The organism is Actinokineospora iranica, from assembly GCF_900101685.1.
Lineage (GTDB): Bacteria > Actinomycetota > Actinomycetes > Mycobacteriales > Pseudonocardiaceae > Actinokineospora > Actinokineospora iranica.
Map to the genome: position 1 here is coordinate 1 of NZ_FMZZ01000012.1, position 15,425 is coordinate 15,425.

14 protein-coding genes and 1 pseudogene are annotated in these 15,425 nt (G+C 70.0%); 7 read left to right on the forward strand and 8 right to left on the reverse strand.

Annotated features, from left to right (window positions below; translation table 11 throughout):
- Positions 1-238: 238 nt before the first annotated feature.
- The gene (locus tag BLS56_RS30815; RefSeq protein ID WP_139190907.1) at positions 239-739 is read right to left on the reverse strand and encodes a hypothetical protein; all 501 of its coding nucleotides are present in this window, start codon (positions 737-739) and stop codon (positions 239-241) included.
- A 420-nt stretch (positions 740-1,159) separates the two neighbouring features.
- Between BLS56_RS30815 and BLS56_RS30820 the strand changes: the two genes are divergently transcribed.
- Positions 1,160-1,630, forward strand: a complete 471-nt coding sequence (locus tag BLS56_RS30820; protein WP_139190908.1) for a hypothetical protein — start codon at positions 1,160-1,162, stop codon at positions 1,628-1,630.
- Positions 1,631-1,786: 156 nt separating this feature from the next.
- On the opposite strand, the pseudogene BLS56_RS33090 reads toward BLS56_RS30820, so the two are convergent.
- Together BLS56_RS33090 and BLS56_RS22330 are read right to left on the reverse strand one after the other, a co-directional pair.
- Positions 1,787-1,903: pseudogene (locus tag BLS56_RS33090) on the reverse strand (Imm1 family immunity protein); the annotation flags it as partial.
- Positions 1,904-1,927: 24 nt separating this feature from the next.
- Positions 1,928-4,690, reverse strand: a complete 2,763-nt coding sequence (locus tag BLS56_RS22330; protein WP_228771837.1) for an FAD-binding and (Fe-S)-binding domain-containing protein — start codon at positions 4,688-4,690, stop codon at positions 1,928-1,930.
- Between the two features lie 153 nt (positions 4,691-4,843).
- On the opposite strand from BLS56_RS22330, the gene BLS56_RS22335 reads away from it, so the two are divergent.
- Genes BLS56_RS22335 through lexA form a run of 3 tightly spaced genes read left to right on the forward strand, consistent with a single transcriptional unit; the run spans position 4,844 to position 7,474 of the window.
- Entirely contained in the window at positions 4,844-5,629 is a 786-nt protein-coding gene (locus BLS56_RS22335) for a hypothetical protein (protein WP_091454312.1), read from the forward strand.
- Positions 5,626-6,762 (forward strand): XRE family transcriptional regulator, encoded by a 1,137-nt coding sequence (locus BLS56_RS22340; protein ID WP_091454314.1) that lies wholly within the window; start codon positions 5,626-5,628, stop codon positions 6,760-6,762. The genes BLS56_RS22335 and BLS56_RS22340 overlap by 4 nt, the downstream gene beginning before the upstream one ends.
- Positions 6,763-6,811: 49 nt before the next feature.
- Complete coding sequence (gene lexA, locus BLS56_RS22345; RefSeq protein WP_091454317.1) at positions 6,812-7,474, forward strand: transcriptional repressor LexA; 663 nt, start codon at positions 6,812-6,814, stop codon at positions 7,472-7,474.
- Between the two features lie 6 nt (positions 7,475-7,480).
- On the opposite strand, the gene BLS56_RS22350 is transcribed toward lexA, so the two are convergent.
- Positions 7,481-8,473, reverse strand: coding sequence for an SMP-30/gluconolactonase/LRE family protein (locus tag BLS56_RS22350; protein ID WP_091454319.1), 993 nt, complete (start codon positions 8,471-8,473; stop codon positions 7,481-7,483).
- A 118-nt stretch (positions 8,474-8,591) separates the two neighbouring features.
- Here BLS56_RS22350 and BLS56_RS22355 point away from each other — a divergent pair, with 118 nt between their 5' ends.
- On the forward strand, positions 8,592-9,422 hold the full coding sequence (locus BLS56_RS22355; protein WP_091454401.1) for a helix-turn-helix domain-containing protein: 831 nt from the start codon (positions 8,592-8,594) through the stop codon (positions 9,420-9,422).
- Here BLS56_RS22355 and BLS56_RS22360 read toward each other — a convergent pair.
- Positions 9,419-10,306, reverse strand: a complete 888-nt coding sequence (locus BLS56_RS22360; RefSeq protein ID WP_091454403.1) for a LysR family transcriptional regulator — start codon at positions 10,304-10,306, stop codon at positions 9,419-9,421. The genes BLS56_RS22355 and BLS56_RS22360 overlap by 4 nt on opposite strands.
- Before the next feature lie 102 nt (positions 10,307-10,408).
- Between BLS56_RS22360 and BLS56_RS22365 the strand changes: the two genes are divergently transcribed.
- Entirely contained in the window at positions 10,409-11,800 is a 1,392-nt protein-coding gene (locus BLS56_RS22365) for an LVIVD repeat-containing protein (protein WP_091454404.1), read from the forward strand.
- Positions 11,801-12,055: 255 nt separating this feature from the next.
- Positions 12,056-12,937: an SGNH/GDSL hydrolase family protein gene (locus BLS56_RS22370; RefSeq protein ID WP_228771838.1), complete on the forward strand. Its 882-nt coding sequence runs from the start codon at positions 12,056-12,058 to the stop codon at positions 12,935-12,937.
- A 65-nt stretch (positions 12,938-13,002) separates the two neighbouring features.
- Here the strand turns inward: BLS56_RS22370 and BLS56_RS22375 are convergent, their stop codons facing one another.
- The 3 genes from BLS56_RS22375 to BLS56_RS22385 form a co-directional block, all read right to left on the reverse strand.
- A complete protein-coding gene (locus BLS56_RS22375) occupies positions 13,003-13,698 on the reverse strand; it encodes a TetR/AcrR family transcriptional regulator (protein WP_139190909.1) in 696 nt (231 codons plus the stop codon).
- 64 nt (positions 13,699-13,762) lie between these two features.
- Positions 13,763-14,380, reverse strand: coding sequence for a GyrI-like domain-containing protein (locus BLS56_RS22380; RefSeq protein WP_091454406.1), 618 nt, complete (start codon positions 14,378-14,380; stop codon positions 13,763-13,765).
- 5 nt (positions 14,381-14,385) lie between these two features.
- Positions 14,386-15,390, reverse strand: a complete 1,005-nt coding sequence (locus BLS56_RS22385) for a hypothetical protein (RefSeq protein ID WP_091454408.1) — start codon at positions 15,388-15,390, stop codon at positions 14,386-14,388.
- Positions 15,391-15,425 lie beyond the last annotated feature (35 nt).

Here is a 15,425-nt window from a genome sequence, read left to right on the forward strand (position 1 = left end):
CAGATACCCTGACCCGATCCGAGAGTCCGAACAGCCCTACGCTGATGACTGTTCCGTGCACCACAACCCGGCCCATATCCACCAGATTTGAGCCGGTGCGACGATTACGGAGCTTTACCATCGCTGGTTTCTCTCGTACACCTTTCCGTCTCGCTTGCCGGGCACCAGGCCATCTGGCAGTACTGACCCGCCCCGGCTTTGTCGCGGCTGCTTCCCGTCCTCACCTGCGTTCCCAGGCTCAGACTGCCGCCAGCTTCACATTCTCTGCTACGACAGAAAATGGGTGAAGGTCTTCCACCTCCACTCGGTAAAATGACGCCTCGTGGCGCACCGGGTACTCGTCACATGACGCAGGTTTAAGTTCGACCTTCACCCGAGTCGTACACGCGAGGGCGCGCTTAGCCTCACCTGCCCCCTCTTCGCCCCTATGTAGCAGTGCGGGATGCCCGGCCGCCCACGCCTGCTGCGTGTGCCGCGCGATGTAGGGCATTTTAGCGGCATCGACCGGCAGAACGGCAAGATTCTTACAGCGCTTATCCTTGGTGAGCACTTCGGGGGTGCACTCCTTTATGCGACTAATCTGATCAGGTGGCACGATGATGTCCCCGGGTGCCGATTCTGGTTCCACTCCGAGGGAGTCGAGTACCTCCTGCCCCTGTTCGGTGAAGACAAGGAATCCCGTCACCAATGCTCCGACAACGATTAACCCGCCTAAGCCGCTACTCGTTTTCGTTCCCATGCTACCCCCTCGTTCGGTGTTGCTCTGGAATTGTGTTCCCTCAGCCGCTCATCGCCGCATAACTCGACTCTCCGAATACAACAGCAATCCTTCAATCGAACACCCGATAGACCAGAGTGGGCAATTCTATGAACTCGCTGGTGCACTCACCGCGGTGTGTGGCAACGGCGGCAGTGTAACGGCAACGGGAACTGTCAGGTCATAGACCAGCGCACGGTACGGGTTAGAATCGACTATTCTGCGTGGAGCATCGCACCGGAACGCGGGATGCTCGGCATCAACAGCGTTTTCTGCGAGGGCCAGGTGCTATGCCCGGAGTGGATCAACCAATTGGGAGCGGGTCGGACGGTGGACAACGGAACCGGCATTCACTATGTTGGAGCTGCTTCCTGAGTGAACGGTGAGAGGCCAGGGTGACACGTGGATAAGCCGGACAACGTGTACTTCGCGGACCTCGTGTCGGATGCGATGCGACAGTGGGCTGTCGCAGTCGCTCGCCATCTTGTGTGGCAAGCGGATGCGACGAAGTCTATGCAGACGGTGCGCGAGTGCTGGGTCGGCACAGGTTTCGTGCTGTACGTCCGGTATTTGAATCGAAGTGGCCGATTCGGCGCCCGGTTCGCCGGGTTGCACATCGACCCGACATCCGGTCAGCCGCTCGATCCGGCACTGCGTGTGCATTCGTCCGGGTCGGCCGCCCAGCAGGCATCCAACCTGATGGACGGCAGGATAGGCGGCGGCCCTCCGTCGGCGGCCGTCGAATGGACCGACGATCTCGGCTTCGGATGGTGGGGCGACTCCCCTCGGCCACTTGACTGGGCCGGCGCGGTGAACAGCCCCAGAATCGACACCGTCTATCCATTCATAAATCACCCACCACGGCTCCCTTGAATATGCGGCGAAACTCGCCGAATGATCCTGGTTGCGGCACCGTCCGCCCCGGAACTGCCCCGAAAGTCACCGCCGCTTTTGGGGCAGTTCTGTGAACATGTGCCCGGCTGGGGTCTCACCAGAGTCACTCCCCGTCGGGCTTTGAGGGCCGGACTGTCACTTGATTCCGCTTGGCTGTACACCTGTTGTCAGATGTTCTTCGAAGGCGCGGCGCACCTCGACCAACGGGATCTCGGCGTTTGATGGAAAACCGGTCCAGTGGTTCGCATAGAAGTACGCTAGTTCGTAATCGACACCTCAGCCACCAGCAAGCAGCTCAGCCAAGTGCAAGGCGCGCCGGTCAGCGAGATCAGCAAGCTGTGTCCGGCAAGAGAACCCGTCAGCCAGCACCACCGCGCCCGGCTCAGCCCGTGCCGCGGGCAGCAGGGCGGTTTCAGCCACGGCGACTGACACTTCGTAGTGCCCGCGTTCGACACCGAAGTTTCCGGCCAGCCCGCAGCAGCCGTCGACCCGCACGAGGTCGGCTCCCGCCTTGCGCAACAGTTCCTCGTCGGCATCCCACCGCAGCACGGCTGCGTGGTGGCAGTGCGGTTGCGCCAGAACCTTTGTCCCCGACAGATCCGGCGGACGCCAGTCGGAGGCAACCAGGAGTTCAGCGAGAGTGCGGGTAGCACCGGCGACGCTGGCGGCGGCAGGGGAGTCAAGCAACTCCAAGCTGTCCGAGCGCAATACCGCCGTGCAAGAAGGCTCCAGACCGACAATCGGGACTCCCGCCGCCGCAGCGGGAAGCAGGTCTTCCACAGTCCGGCGCAGAATCCGGCGGGCAGCGTCGAGTTGGCCGGTGGAGATCCAGGTGAGCGCGCAGCACGCGGACCGCTGAGGGATCGACACGGCGAAACCGGCGTCCTCCAGCACACCGACCGCCGCGATCCCGATCTCAGGCGCGAAATGGTCGGTGAAGGTGTCCGGCCAGAGCAGCACCGGCTTGCCCGGCCGCCGCTCGCGCCCGGCGAACCAGGACCGAAAAGTGTTGCGCGCGAAGGTAGGCAGCGTCCGCCGCTGGTCGACACCGGCGACCCACCGGGCTCCCCGAGCGAGAGCGGGCGAAGCGAGTGCGGAGTTCGCCAGCCCAGGCGCGAGCGCCGCCAGCCGGGCCCAGCGGGGGAGCCAGCCAAGCGTGTAATGACCGCGCGGGCGCAGCCGCCACCGGTAGGACTGGTGCAGGACTTCGGCTTTGTAGGCCGCCATGTCCACCCCGGTCGGACACTCGGACGAACATGCCTTGCAGGACAGGCACAAATCCAGCGCCTCGTGCACTTCCGGCGAGCGCCAGCCCTCGCGCACCAGTGAGCCGTCGACCATTTCCTGGAGAATCCGCGCCCGGCCCCGGGTGGAGTGCTTCTCGTCGCGGGTCGCCTGGAAGGACGGGCACATCGTGCCCTGGGGGTCCCGGCACCGCGCGATCCCGGTGCAGCGGTGCACCGCCGTGCCGAAATCGCCCCGATCGTGCCGGTACGCCAGGGCGAGCGGGGCGGGCAGCGGGCGCGGCGCGGGCCGGATGTCCGCGTCGAGCGGGCGGGGGCGCACGAGGACGCCCGGGTTGAGCCGGTTGTCCGGGTCGAAGACCGCCTTCACCTGGCCGAACAGGTCGAGCGCCGCCGCGGAGTACATCAGCGGCAGCAACTCGCCGCGGGCCCGGCCGTCGCCGTGCTCGCCGGAGAGGGAGCCGCCGAAGCCAGCCACGAGCCGGGCCGCGTCGGTGAGGAAGGCGCGCAGGGCGGCCTTGCCGTCCGGCCGGTGCAGCGGGAAATCCAGGCGCAGATGCAAACAGCCGTCGCCGAAATGGCCGTACGGGACCCCGGTGAGCCGGTGCTCGCCGAGCAGCCGCTCCAACTCGCGCAGATACGCGCCCAGCGCCGCGGGCGGCACCGCCGAATCCTCCCAGCCCGGAAACATCGGCAGGCCAGCGGAACCGCGGCCGACCAGCCCCGCGCCGTCCTCCCGGATGCGCCACAGCGCGGCGGCGTGCGCGGGATCGGTGACGACCGCGCTGTCCGCCGCGGCCCCGTCGGCGACCACGCGCCGCGCCGCGTCGACCGCCTGCGCCGCGGTGTCCCCGGTGGTCTCCACGAACAGCCAGCCCCCGCCGCGCGGCAGCGGGGGCATCGAAGCCTGTACCCCCGTGCCCAAGGCAGCCGCGACGATGCGGGAATCCAAGCCCTCACATGCGGTCGGGCGGTGCGCCAGGATCGCGGGCACCGCGTCGGCGGCGGTGGCCATGTCCGGGTAGCCCAGCACGGCCAGCGCGCGGTGCGGGGGATCGGCGACCAGGCGGACGGTGGCCGCGGTGACCACGCCGAGCGTCCCCTCGCTGCCGACGAACAGCCGCCGCAGGTCGAACCGGTTCTCCGGCAGCAGGGCTTCCAGCGCGTATCCCGAACCCTGCCGGGGAAAGCGGCCGAACTCGGTGCGGATCGTGGCCAACGCGCCCGCGACAATGCCGCGCAGGCGCTCGTGGCCCGCCGGGTCCGGGCCGTCGAGCCGCAGCCGCTGACCGGTCCCGGTGAGCACGTCGAGGCCGACCACATTGTCCGAGGTGCGGCCGTAGGCGAGCGCGCGGGAGCCGCAGGCGTTGTTGCCGATCATGCCGCCGATCGTGCAGCGGCTGTGCGTGGACGGGTCCGGCCCGAACCGCAGGCCGTGCGCGGCGGCGGCCCGCTGCAACCGCGCGTGCACGACCCCGGGCAGCACGGTCGCGACGCGCTCGTCCGGGTTCACGTCCAGAACCCGGTCGAGGTGCCTGCTGAAGTCGAGCACCAGGCCTGCGCCGACCGCGTTGCCCGCGATGGACGTGCCCGCGCCCCGGCACGTGACCGGAACGTCCAGCGTCCGGCAGACCTCCAGCGCCGCGGCCACCTCGTCGGGGTGCCGGGGCCAGGCGACCGCCGTCGGCGCCACCCGGTACAGCGACGCGTCCGCGGCGTAGGCGGCGCGCTCCACCGTGGCCGCGCTGGCCTCCGCCACCCCGGCCGCGCGCAGGGCCGCGACGAGATCGGTCACCACGGGTCGTCCGAACGCAGACACATGATTCCCATCATGCGTCACGGCCGACACCCGCGAGCAGGCCAGCCCGAAGTTCATCTGGCAGCGCCGAAGACACGCCGTGGTTCATTTCCGCGCGCCGCTTACTGTGATCGCGTACTGTTCGCTGCCATGGACGAGCGGGATCAGGTGCTGGGCAAGCTCGGCGACCTCGGGGCGCTGGGCGGCGTCCGCTGGGCGCACGCGTCGGCATACGGGCAGCTCTGGCAGGACTACGAGCCGGACGGCGGCCACGACCAGGCCTGGGTCGGGTTCACCGCGCACAAGTTCCTGATCAACCGGCAGGACCGCGTGTTCCAGTGCGGGGAGTACACCGCGCCGGAAGGGGAGCCCTCGGTCGGCCGCGACGTGCTCGCCAAAGGGATCGCCGACCGCGACTTCCGGACCATGCCGTGGCTCGCGCCCGGGATCGTGGTCCGGCACGACCTCAACGCATCGCCCGGGTGGGTCGCGGGCGGGTGGCGGTGGCTGATGGCCTCCTACAAGTTCGGCCACATCGACAAGATCCGGTGGCAGGACCGCAGCGAGACCAAGGGCGTGGTGGCCCGCCAGCCGCACAGCGCCGACGACGGCGGCCTGTTCGGGGTGGCCGAGCTCTTCGGGCTCCCCGAAAGCGCCGACGGCCTGCGCGGCACGCTCGTCCTCGCGCACGCCATGGACCCCGACACCGGCGAGGTCGAGCTGTTCCTCGGCCGCAGCCGGTGGAACGCGGGCGGCGGCGTCCCGTGGGTGTGGCGGGAGAACCTGCTCGCCCTGCCCCCGGCCGCCGGTGGCGGGCGGCCGCTGGTCGGCGAGGTCGGACAGGCCGACACCCGGGACGACGCCGCCGACGCCCGGGTCCACGTCCGACGGTCGATTCGGGCGGACGACAGGCCGCGTGCTATTGGTGAGGCATGAGTGACCGGCTCGACGACATCGCCTCCTTCTTCGACGGTGGGCGTCTCACCCTGGCCCGCCAGCTCGCGGGATTGCGCAAGAACGCGCTGGCCGGGCTGATCGGCAAGACACCCACGGCGGTCGCGGCGTACGAGAGCGGGTCGAAGAACCCGGCCCCGGCGACAGTCGCCGCGCTGGCGCTGGCGTTGCAGGTCGCGCCCGGGTTCTTCACCGCGCGGCCGAGCAGGCGCACGCTCGCCGCCACCGCGCCGCATTTCCGGTCGCTGCGCTCGACCAGCCAGATATCCCGCGACCAGGCCCACGCCTACGGGTGCCTGGCGCTGGACGTGGTCACCGCGATCGAGCGGCACGTCGAGTTCCCGGCCCGCGACCTGCCGTGCCGCCCGGTCGCCCCGGACGCGATCGGGCGCGGCCCGGAAGCTGCGGCGGCGGCGTTGCGGCTGGCGTGGGATCTGCCGCCCGGACCGGTCGGGCACCTGGTGCGGCTGGTGGAGAACCACGGCGGCGTGGTGGTGTTCAGCCCGCTGGCGAACGCCACTGTGGACGCTTACTCCTTCGACACCGCGCAGCGCCCGATCATCCTGCTCAACCCCCTCAAGGACGACTACTACCGCCAGCGGTTCGACGTCGCCCACGAGCTTGGCCACCTGGTGATGCACGTCGACGCCGAGCCGGGCGGGCGCGCGGTGGAGGACCAGGCGCACCGGTTCGCCGCCGAGTTCCTCATGCCCGCCGCCGAGATCGCCGACGAACTGCCGGCCAAGGCCGACTGGAGCCGCCTCGGGCAGCTCAAGCAGCACTGGAACGTCAGCCTCCAGGCGCTGCTGTTCCGCGCCAGAACCCTGAAGGTCATGAGCGACGTGACCTACCGCAACGCCATGGCCACCATCTCCGCGCGCGGCTGGCGGCGGCGCGAGCCCGGCCCCATGCCGCTGCTCGAACAGCCCTCGCTGCTGCCCCGCGCCCTCAAACTCTTGGCGGACGAGGCCCGCGTGGACGAGCACACGATCGCCGCGGAATGCCAGGCGCCGCTGGGACTGTTCCGCACCATCGTTTCCCGCTCGCCTTCCGCGCAACCGGTGAGCGCGGACGCGGCAGGCAGGCCGGTGTCGCTGCTGGCCCTTGAGGAATGAGCCGGGCCGTCACATCGTGCCGCCGCACGATGGCTCTACCATTGCCCCGGTGACCGCCTACCACGACTCCGACGCGTTCGAGCACCTGGACACCTCGGCCCTGCCGCAGCGCCAGCAGCGGATTCTGGCGACGATCCGGGACTGGGTGGTCAGGCACGGGTACCCGCCGAGCACGCGGGAAATCGGCGCCGCGGTCGGGCTGCGGTCGTCGTCGTCGGTGTCGAAACACCTGGCCAGCCTGGAGGAAAAGGGATTCCTGCGGCGAAGCGACACCATGTCCCGCCCCATCGACGTGCGCGCGTTCCTCCAGGAGCCCTCGGCCCGGGAGGCGGGCGCGGACTCGGTGTCGGTGCCCGTGGTCGGCCACATCGCCGCGGGAACCCCGATCTCGGCCGACGAGCACGTCGACGACGTCCTGACGCTGCCCCGCGAGCTCACCGGTCGCGGCACCATCTTCGGGCTCCGCGTCCGCGGCGACTCCATGATCGACGCCGCGATCTGCGACGGCGACATCGTCCTGGTCCGCCAGCAGCCCGAGGCCCACTCCGGCCAGATCGTCGCCGCCATGCTCGACGACGAGGCCACCGTCAAGGTGTACCGCCGCCGCAACGGCCACGTCTACCTGGAGCCCCGCAACCCGGCCTACGACGTCATCGACGGGGACAACGCCGTCATCCTGGGCACGGTCGTGTCGGTGCTGCGCAGCATCTGACCGGCGCTACCCGGCTGCCGCGCCAGCGTCGAGCGGGACGGCGGACAGGGTGAACGGGAGCACTTCCGGTGGGAGGCCCGCGATCCAGCGGTGGTACTGGCTGTTGACCACCAGCGCGCGGTCCCCGGCGAGGGAGATCGAGCTGGGGTGGTGGAAGCCGCCGGGCGGGACGAGGCGGGCGGTGGGGCGGCCGCGGGACAGATCCGCCGACAGCGCGACGACGGTCACCCCAGGGGGCAGGTCGGGCACGCTGTTGATGTTGCCTTGCACCACGTAGAGCAGGCCGTCGCGGAAGGCCAGGCCGTCGCCGTTGGGCAGGAGGTGGCCGCCGAGGTCGACCTCGCGCGTCTGCTTGGTGCGCCGGTCGATGCGCCAGAGCTGCCCGGTGGTGCTGTTGACGGTCAGCAGGTGGCGGCCCGCGCAGGCGATCCCGTTGAGGTTGTGCCGCCCGTCGACCCAGTCGACGGCGGTGGCGTCGAGCCAGGGTTCGAGCCGCGACTGTCCACTTGAGAACGACAGCCGGTAGACGACCGGGCGGAACGAGTCGGTGGCGTAGGCGGTTCCGTCCGGGGCGGTGGCGATCTCGTTGACGAAACCGCCGTCCACCCCGTGCGCCAGGCCCAGCAGCGCGCCGTCTGCGGTGTCGTACACCCGCAGCGTGCCGGTGTCCGCGCCGCCGACCAGCAGCCGCCCCTCGGCGTCGACGGCCATCCCGGAGGTCGTGCTGCGCCCGTCGGCGCCGTCCGGCGACCAGGGGTGGAGGTTCGGGCTGGTCAGATGGCCGCGGTAGAGCGTCCCGTCCGCCGCGCTGCCGACGTAGATTCGGCCGGTGCGCGCGTCGACGGCGTGGCCGCTGGGAAACGCCTGGTCTCCCGGAAGGACATACGCGACCGGCGGCCTGCCCGCCGCGCGCGCCGTCCAGGTCGCCGCCGTGCCCGCCACGGCAGCGGCGGCGGTGGCGGCCAGCAGTGTCCGCCGGGTCATCCGCTGGTGTCCCATCCCGGTTCCTCCCCTTGTCCGGATGCGCCCACCATCCTGACCGGACCCGAGCCCCGCTGCCGTCGCTCCGCTGTTCCCGGGGACCGGCAGGACCCCCCAAACCGGGGATACTGGCGGCATGGCTCGCCGTGCGGACCTCGCCGCTTTCCTGATCTCCCGCCGCGCCCGGCTGCGCCCGGAGGACGTCGGCCTGGCCCCGGGCGGCGGCCCGCGGCGGGTGCCGGGGCTGCGCCGGGAGGAACTGGCCCACCTCGCCGGGATCAGCGTCGAGTACTACGTCCGCTTCGAGCAGGGCCGCAGAAACGTCTCCGACGCGGTGCTGGACGCGGTGGCGACCGCGCTGCGGCTCGACGCGGACGAGCGCGCCCACCTGCGCAGGCTCGCCCGCGGTCCGGTCGCCCAGGCGCACCGCCCCCAGCAGGTCCGGCCGGGCACCGGCCAGCTTGTGCACGCCCTGTGCGCGCCCGCTTTCGTCTTCGGGCGGCGCATGGACATCCTGGCGTGGAACCGGGCGGCCTGCGCCCTGATCACCGACTTCGCCGCGCTGCCCCCGCACCGGCGCAACCTCGCCCGCCTGGTGCTGCTGGACGAGGACGTCGTCCGGCTCTACCCGGACCGCGATTTCGTCGCCAAGGACACCGTCGGTCACCTGCGGATGGACGCGGGCCGCCACCCGGACGACCCGCGGCTGGCGGCGCTGGTCCGCGAGCTTTCGCTTGGCAGCGCGGAGTTCCGCGAGCACTGGGCGAGACACACCGTCACAAGCAAGTCCCACGGTTTCAAGCGCTTCGACCACCCCGTCGTCGGTGCGCTGACCCTGAGCTTCGAGACCCTGCACCTGCCCGACGACCCCGAGCAGTACCTCACCGTCTACACCGCCGTGCCCGGGTCGCCCGACGAAGAACGCCTCCGCGTCCTCACCAGCACGCCCGCCGCTTCGACCCGTTAGCGTCCCGTCACCTCCCGGGCGGAGTCGAGGAAGGCCGAGGTGGTGGGCGCGGTGTCGGCTTTCCGCCAGACCAGCGAGGTGGTCACGTCGATCCCGCTGTCGGTGATGGGGCGGTAGACGACTTCGGGGTGACCGAGCCGCTTCATGCACGCGGGCAGGACCGAGAGCCCCAGGCCCGCCGCGACCAGGGCGACGACGGTCTGCTTGGGCCAGGCCTCCCGGGAGATCGCCGGTGCCAGCGCGAGCCGGTGGCAGCGGGCGATGAACTGGTCGTGCAGGGGCGGGTTGACCTCCCGGGGAATCATGATCAGCGGCTGCGCGCACAGGTCGGCCAGGCTCAGTTCCCGTCGCGCGGCAAGGGGATGGCTGTCCGGGACGACCGCGAGCAGCGGTTCGGTGAGCAGCGGTTCCTCGGCCAGTTCGGGATGCGGCGCCTGCGGGTGCACGAAGCCGACATCCAGCTTCCCCTCGGCCAGGTCGGCCAGCTGGGTGGAGATCCGCGACTCGGTGACGCTGATCTCGACCTCGGGGAAGCGCGCGCAGAAGTGCCGGATGACCGGCGGCGCGACGCTGTAGAGGGCGGACTCGATCACCCCGATGGCGATCTTGCCGAGATCGCCTCTGGCCGCCCGCCTGGCCCGCTCGGCGGCCTGGCCGACCCGCCGCAGGGTGTCCCGTGCCTCGTCCAGGAACACCGCGCCCGCCGCGGTGAGCGCGACGCTGCGCTTGGTGCGCTCCAGCAGCAGCACGCCGAGTTCGTCCTCAAGGCGCTGGATCTGCGTGCTCAGCGGCGGCTGAGAGATCCGCAGCCGCCGCGCGGCCCGGCCGAAGTGCAGTTCCTCCGCCACCGCGACGAAGTACTCCATGCGCCGCAGATCGACCATGACTGATATCCCATCGCTATTAGCAGCCCTGGAAAAATATATTGGACGCGCGGTTCCGGCTCGTCAAGGCTGGTGTCCAGACGTCGAGTTCAAGGAGGCGACTTGTCAGAGCCGCGTTTTTCCCGCCGCCGCGCGCTGACCACGGCGGGGCTCGCCGGGGCGACCGCGCTGGGCATTCCGGCCGCGCACGCCGAAGGGGACGTGCCGGTCGACCCGCCGCCGGGCGCCTATGCCCGCAACGTCGAAGCGGTCGGCTACTGCGATCTGGACGAACGACCCGGGTTCAAGATGGCGATCCGGGAGAAGGCAGGCCGCTGGTACCTCTACCTGGGACACTTCTGGTCGCCCGGCTGGAGCGTGGTCGACGTGACCGATCCCCGGCGGGCCAAGGTGTTGCGCCACTGGCCGACCCCGGGGCCGCAGGGCAACACGATGGGGATGCAGGTCACCCTGGCGGGCGACACCCTGATCACCGCGATGGAGAAGGTCTTCCCCGAAGGCGCTCCGGGAACCGACCCGACCGCGCCGTTCAACGAGGGCGTGCTCATCTACGACATCGCCGAACCGGCGAATCCCCGACTGCTCAGCCATTTCCGAACCGGCGGCACCGGAACGCACCGCAATATATACACCGGTGGCCGGTACGCGCACCTGTCCGCCGCGATGCCGGGATTCCGCGGCAACATCTACGTGATCCTGGATATCGCCGACCGGGCCAATCCCCGCGAAGCCGGCCGGTGGTGGGTGCCAGGCCAGGAAACACGGGGCGCCGCGCCCGAAACCCCGCCCGCGCACACCCACGGATTCTGCTGCGGCGCGGGAGAAGACGTCCACCTGCACGGCCCGCCCTATCCGACCGACGACGGCCTGGTGTATCTGCCCTACGGCGGCGCGGGCCTGATCGTGCTGGACATCTCCGACGTCTCCCGACCGCGACAGATCGGCCACCTGCCGTTCAGCCCGCCGTTTCACTCCCGGTTCGGGGTGCACGGATTCCTGCCGCTGCCCGACCAGGGCATCGGGTACGCCAACTCCGAGGACATCTCCTACGGCACCGGCCCAGCCCACCACGCGTCCATTGTGGACATCAGCGACCCGGCGAACCCGTTCCTGCTTTCCCTGCTGCCCGAACCGGTCCCGCCCCGCGACGCCCCCTATCCCGACTTCACCACTCGCGGCGGCTGGTGCGGCCCGCACAACTTCAACCACCACCAGCACCACCCGGACGTGCAGCCGCAGGGCGACCTGTTCCACCTCGCGCACTTCAACGCGGGCCTGCGGATCTACGACGTGTCCAACCGGCGCTTGCCCAGGGAGATCGGCTACTTCATCCCGCCCGAGCCCCGCAAGCGGTACGGCTACCTCCCCGAGCGCGACCTCGTCGTGCAGACCGAAGACGTCGTGGTGGACCGGCGCGGGTTCATCTACATCACCGACAAGAACCAGGGCATGTGGGTCCTGCGCTACGTCGGCCCCCAACCGGGAGCCCGCTGACCCCGGCGGAGGGGCCCGGCAGTCAAGCGCGCGGGGGTCTTTGTGTCATCGGTCCAACCTGGTCGGAGGCCCTTGTCAGGGTTGTTCAAGAGTGGGCCGCGCGCTTGCCCGCAGGGATTGAAGAACTGTAGCGTTCGCGGAGTATTGCTCGGTGTTTCGTGAATATCGGCGCGACCCCGGGTTGATCTGCCCTGGCGGCCGGGCGTTCCGGTGCGACGGCGTGCCGCCGCCGCGAACTGAGAAAGTGGGATGATCGTGAGTCGTCGGAAGATCAAGGGCAGGGTGAGCGCGGGTCTCGCGGCCATGGGGGTCGCCGGGCTGGTCGCGGGCGGTCTGCACATCGGGGCGGGAGCCAGTTCGGCCGCGCCGTCCTACGCCTCGTACGTCGCCCTCGGCGACTCGTTCAGCTCCGCGAGCGGCGTGCCGAACCAGGTCGACCTGCTGTGCACCAGGTCCGACCGCAACTATCCCTCCCTGGTCTCCAAGGCCGTCCAACCCGGGAAGTTCACCGACGTGACCTGCGGTGGCGCCGTTACCGCTGACATGACCGGCAACCAGTTCGGGATGGTGGGCCCGCAGTTCAACGCGCTGAAGCCGGACACCGATCTGGTCACGGTGGGCATCGGCGGCAACGACATCCCGTTCTCCGAGATCCTGGTGACCTGCGGCCTGCCGGGGGTGCTCGTCCCGGTCGGCTCGCCGTGCAAGACGCTGTACAACGTCGGCGGGGTGGACCGGCTCGCCGCCAAGGTCAAGGCCGTCGGCCCCAAGGTGGACGGGGTGCTCAAGGGCATCAAGCAGCGCTCCCCCCAGGCCGAGGTCGTGCTGGTCGGCTACCCGGTGATCATGCCGGACGACGGGAGCAGCTGCTGGCCGGTCGTGCCGATCGCCCCGGGCGACGCGCCGTACCTGCGGGACATCACCAAGCTGCTCAACACCGTGCTCGCGGGCGTGGCCGCCGACAACGGTGTGACCTTTGTGGACACCTACACCAGCAGCGTCGGCCACGACATCTGCAAGCCTCCCGGCGCCAAGTGGATGGAGGGCATCCTGGCCTCGGGCGCTCTGCCGGTGCACCCCAACGCGCTGGGCGCGCAGAACCAGGCCCGCCAGGTGCTCGCGGCACTGGGCCGCTGACCGAACTCGTCGGACCGGTCGCGGACCAGGGGGCCGCGACCGGTCCGACGGGGTGACCTGACCGCTTAGGACTCGCCCCCGGCGGGAAGCTTCTCGCCGAAGAGGGCCATGACCGTCGTGATGAAGTCCGGTGCCAGGTCGGGGATGGCCTCGGCGCCCTTGGTGTAGAGGCAGTAGCGAATCCGGTCCGACAATCCGCCGACCAGGACATCGAAGCTCTCGTCCGGCAGCACGGGCCTGCTCGGGTCTTCCCGGCGCACCGCGTGGTTGTAGGCGAGGCGGTACATCTCGGCGATCCGGCCGATGGCCTTGTGGTAGAGAGCGGCGACCTCGGGGCCCGCGGCCAGGCACTCGATCTGCATGGTCCAGGTCACCTTCGGCTCGGTGGCCATCACCCGCAGGTACTCCTCCATCGCGACCCGGACGCCTGCCCGCCAGTCGGCTTGCGGGACCCTGCTCAACCCCTCGGTGGCCGAGCCGAGCGCCACTTTGGCCGCGACGCGGAAGGCCCCGATGAAACAGTCCTTCTTGGTGGCGAACTGCTTGTAGAACGCCTGCCGGGACACGCCCGCGCGTTCCACGATGTCGCTGATGGTGACCGCCGCGTACCCCTTCTCCGCGGTCACCTGCAGGAACGCGACCACAATGCGTTTGCGCTGGGACTTCTCGACCTCATCGCGGGTGAGCCGATGCCGACTCGGCAGGCCGTGTCCGACGTCGGCGAAGGCCTCCATGCCGGACAGGACCAGATCGTCGCTCACCAGCGCATTCTATCGGTTGAGGCACCTGGCGTTCACCTCGCCGCGCCCCCTGTGCGGGCCGGGCCTACCTGGGCCTGACCGGCTGCCGCAAGATTGTTCTCAGTTTGGCTGGCGCGGTGCGGCGCGCGTCGCTGAGGTAGATCTCGTGGTGGTCGCCGTTGAAAGTGAGGCCGTTGTCGGGGAGACAGCGGTTGTGGAGGCGGTCCAGGGTGGGCGTCTCGTCGTCGTACGAGCCGATGTGCAGGATCTGGACGCAACGTCCTTCAACGAGGGTGAGCGGCCGGACGTCGCCGAGCGCGGGGAGGTCCTTCTTCTTCGAGACGGCGTCGACCGCGGCCTGGACCATGCCGTCGGTGACCCAGGCGGGCTGGCTGATCATCATGGTCCACTCCCAGGCTTCCTTGCGCCGCGTGGCGAACACGGCGGGATCGTCCGCTCGCCACAGTCCTTCCAGGGGGCCGACCACGAAGTCCCGGTCCATGGTCCGCTTGCTGGCGAACTTCAGCGTGTACGCCACCCCGTAGAGAGCTTCGACGGCGTGCGCGTACGCGGGTGCGGTGTTCGGATCACCTCGGCCGTCGACGGCGATGTGCCGGAACTCGGGCACGTCGACGACGGTGAACTCCTTCGCGGACGGGGAGTAGAGCGCCTTGTGCGCCTTCTTGACGTCGTACTTCTCCATCCCGGTCAGAACCCGGCGGCGGCGTAGCGGCCGAACTCGGCGGGCGGGGCCACGTCCACGGCGCGGTCGGCGCAGGTGTTCTCGGCGCTGAGCTGCCACTGGGTCAGGTAGAGCACCCCGCGGCCGGTCTCGCCGATGGCGCGGGCTATCCCGGTGGCGGCGGTCCCGTCGTCGTAGAGGGCTTCGCCGATGATCCAGGGCTGGTGGTAGCCCTGGGCGGCGAACTCGTGGTGGGCTTCGACGAACTGCTTGTGCTCGTCACCGGTCCAGTCGTCCCGGTAGAGGTGGATGTCGAAGACATCGGGGACGGTGTCGCCGTAGACGGCCGGTATCTGCCGGGCGCGTCCGGCGATCCAGACCGTCATGGAGAAGCCCACGGTGTCGGCCTTGCCGTGGCGCGCGGTGTAGTCGGCCCACAGCCTGCGCGTGTAGTCGAGCAGCACGGGCTGGTCGCTCATCGGCATCCCCTCGTTGAGCAGGTCCAGCCGGTAGGGCAGGTCCGCGGCCCGGACGATCTCGCGGACGTTGTCGATCAGGTCGCGGTTCTCCTGGTACAGGGTCTCGTCCCAGGCCGCCCAGCCGTGCGGGTCGGCGGCGCCGATGGGGAAGAACCCGACCTCGACCTCGGCGAACCCGGTCGCCTTGACCACCGCCAGCAGGTCGGCCAGGTTCCGCCGGTTCCGCGGGGACAGGTTCCCGCCGGTGGAGTCCATCACCGTGCCGGAGTCCGGGCCGTGCTGGTGGAACACCGCCAGCCGCAGCCTGCGCTGGCCGTTGGCGTGCATCCGCGCGAGCTGCGCCGCGATCGTCGCGGGCGCCTTGTCGAAGCTGTTGACCACCCCGTACGGCTCCCGGTCGCAGGCGCCGTCGGCGTCGCGGTCGATCTGGTAGAAGGCGTAGTTCGATCCGCCGCGCTCGACGGTGACGGACGTGCCGGAGGCCGCGGCCGGGACCGTGAGGAAGCCGGTGGCCAGGGCGGCGCTGAGCAGAAGCAGGGGAAGACGGCTCACCCCTGCGATGGTGGCAGGCCGACCAGGCTCACGCG

Bases quoted from the DNA above. Each gene is read 5' to 3' on its own strand.
- BLS56_RS22380 (WP_091454406.1), bottom strand. From the start codon at position 14,380: ATGGAGAAGTACGACGTCAAGAAGGCGCACAAGGCGCTCTACTCCCCG.
- BLS56_RS22355 (WP_091454401.1), top strand. From the start codon at position 8,592: ATGGCTCGCCGTGCGGACCTCGCCGCTTTCCTGATCTCCCGCCGCGCC.
- BLS56_RS22335 (WP_091454312.1), top strand. From the start codon at position 4,844: ATGGACGAGCGGGATCAGGTGCTGGGCAAGCTCGGCGACCTCGGGGCG.
- BLS56_RS22350 (WP_091454319.1), bottom strand. From the start codon at position 8,473: ATGGGACACCAGCGGATGACCCGGCGGACACTGCTGGCCGCCACCGCC.
- BLS56_RS22360 (WP_091454403.1), bottom strand. From the start codon at position 10,306: ATGGTCGATCTGCGGCGCATGGAGTACTTCGTCGCGGTGGCGGAGGAA.
- BLS56_RS22340 (WP_091454314.1), top strand. From the start codon at position 5,626: ATGAGTGACCGGCTCGACGACATCGCCTCCTTCTTCGACGGTGGGCGT.
- BLS56_RS30815 (WP_139190907.1), bottom strand. From the start codon at position 739: ATGGGAACGAAAACGAGTAGCGGCTTAGGCGGGTTAATCGTTGTCGGA.